The following is a 1933-nucleotide window of genomic DNA, read 5'->3' as shown; positions in this document are numbered from 1 at the left end:
TATTATTTTAATAGCCCATAAATCGGTCGTACGTTATGTTGAGTAAGCCCCTGCTATAATCGCGCGAAGCGAGCAGGGGTTTTGTGCTTTTTTGCCCTAAAATAGCGTAGCTAGGGCAAATAAAACGCTTTGCGCTGAAAAGCTGTTTTAGCCGTAACATAATGTCATTTATGGGCGTTAAATTTATGTCCGATCACTTTAATTTTTATTAAGAAATCAATATCTTGCACTCAATGGCGCAGCCATATAAGCGAAGCGTAAGCCTCTCTCAGACATCATCATGACTTACATCACAAAGAAAAAATGAACTATAAAATAGTCAAGAGAGATTTGTGCGGAGTTAATGTGTTGTTTGTTATTTCGTGGTCGCTTGACGCTATTCAGAATAAATAATTTTCGTTCCCTCCTTAATTAGCAAAAACATAGTTAAACATTCGTAAATTTTATATTCACGCAGTGATTCCATTGAATTTTGATTATTCATTTTTTTGAATAGATTTCGAGTATTATTCACATATTTTGGGTAGATATTCTCCCCCCAGATACTAATAGGGGGGGAGCCAAATTTAAACACTGTTATCTTTAAGTGACACTTTTCTAGTCTTTTTTATTTTCTTCTAATTCTTCTATTAGATCTTGTTTTGCCATATTTTGATAATTTTCAATCATGTAATGAACCACATCAGTCCATTGAATTGTTTTTCCAACTTTGTGTGATATTTCAATAGCAACTCGCTCTAGCTTTAGTTTTTTTTCAACTGGTAATGAAATGGTTGTTCTTTTTCCTTTCGTCATTTTTTACTCGGATTCTGTATTTCTTATAGGTGAATGTTAGCATGCTTGAATTTAAATATTTAAATATACTTGCATAGGTGAATTCATTAATGTATAAATACGCAAGTTGAATAAGTGAATTCACCTATATGTTTTTTGCTTTTAGGTCATTTTTGACCTTTGGTTTTTTTACTTAAATATTTACTCTACACACGAAATGGAATTGAGATGAAAAATATCACTATTGAATTATCGAATGTTGAAGCTAAAAAAATGATGCGCTCTGTGTCTGAGGCTAAAACTTTATTCTCTCAGGTTGTAGCTGCATTTCCTGATGGTGATTCTGATGTTATCACAGCTTTTCGTGAGGATATTTTCATATTAACAGAATTAGAGTTCTTATTAGGTGGTAAGTAATGAAGTTTTATATTCAAAATTCAGATGATGATTTTTACTTGGGCTTTTGTGAATTTGAACAGCCTTTGTATTTTCGTTCTCGTGCTGAGGCTTTTGTTTTTTGTATTGAATATGCAAATGGTCGTGATTTTGACGTTATTGATGTAGATGACAGTAATTGGCAGGAACTTTTTGAATCGGGGGCTTTTGATTATGACCCAACTGTCTGAGCGTTACATTGTTAAAAATAATGTTTGTAAAGCTGACTTTTTAACTGTTGTTTTTTGTCCTGATGAAGTTGCGCGCTTAAAAATGAACGCCAAATTACATTTGGGTAATGGTGATTTTAAAACATATAACGAGGCTTATAACGCATTAATTTGTAGTGATGTTTTTAATGAAGATGCTACGGACGACCTTGATTATGAAGAAAAAAATACAGTTTATAAGGTCAATCATTTAGCTGATGAATATTACGACTCTCTATTTAAAAACAATTTAGCTGAAAAATATAACGAGGGTGATTGTCTTAAAACTTTTCATAAATCAATTGTTCGTCGTACTGCTAAATACAAGGCTTTAACTCAGTTGATTGAGGGTGATTTACATTATTTTATGCGTCTTTTGAATGAGGAGGTTGCAACACGGGCAGATAGGTATATGGAGGATGAGCAGCCGTGGCAATACAGGGAGCGTCCAGCGGGACTATTTACGTATGAAAAATCAGCGACATTATATCGTCATGGTGTGGACTCAGGCCGTA

Annotated in this window: 4 protein-coding genes; 3 read left to right on the top strand and 1 reads right to left on the bottom strand. The window is 33.7% G+C overall.

Annotation, left to right across the window (positions count from 1 at the left end):
- Positions 1–597: 597 nt before the first annotated feature.
- The gene (locus CJF42_RS24370) at positions 598–795 is read right to left on the bottom strand and encodes a hypothetical protein (protein ID WP_095369124.1); all 198 of its coding nucleotides are present in this window, start codon (positions 793–795) and stop codon (positions 598–600) included.
- Positions 796–1002: 207 nt separating this feature from the next.
- On the opposite strand from CJF42_RS24370, the gene CJF42_RS24365 reads away from it, so the two are divergent.
- The 3 genes from CJF42_RS24365 to CJF42_RS24355 form a co-directional block, all read left to right on the top strand.
- Entirely contained in the window at positions 1003–1191 is a 189-nt protein-coding gene (locus CJF42_RS24365; RefSeq protein WP_095369123.1) for a hypothetical protein, read from the top strand.
- Positions 1191–1400: a hypothetical protein gene (locus CJF42_RS24360; protein ID WP_095369122.1), complete on the top strand. Its 210-nt coding sequence runs from the start codon at positions 1191–1193 to the stop codon at positions 1398–1400. Before CJF42_RS24365 ends, CJF42_RS24360 begins: the two co-directional genes overlap by 1 nt.
- Positions 1384–1933, top strand: a 550-nt coding sequence (locus CJF42_RS24355; protein WP_141235657.1) for a hypothetical protein, incomplete at its 3' end; no start/stop codon positions are given. The genes CJF42_RS24360 and CJF42_RS24355, both read left to right, overlap by 17 nt.

Source organism: Pseudoalteromonas sp. NBT06-2 (assembly GCF_002276045.1).
Taxonomy (GTDB): domain Bacteria; phylum Pseudomonadota; class Gammaproteobacteria; order Enterobacterales; family Alteromonadaceae; genus Pseudoalteromonas.
Note: the sequence above shows the minus strand (reverse complement) of the source record. Positions and strands in the feature narration are given on the sequence as shown.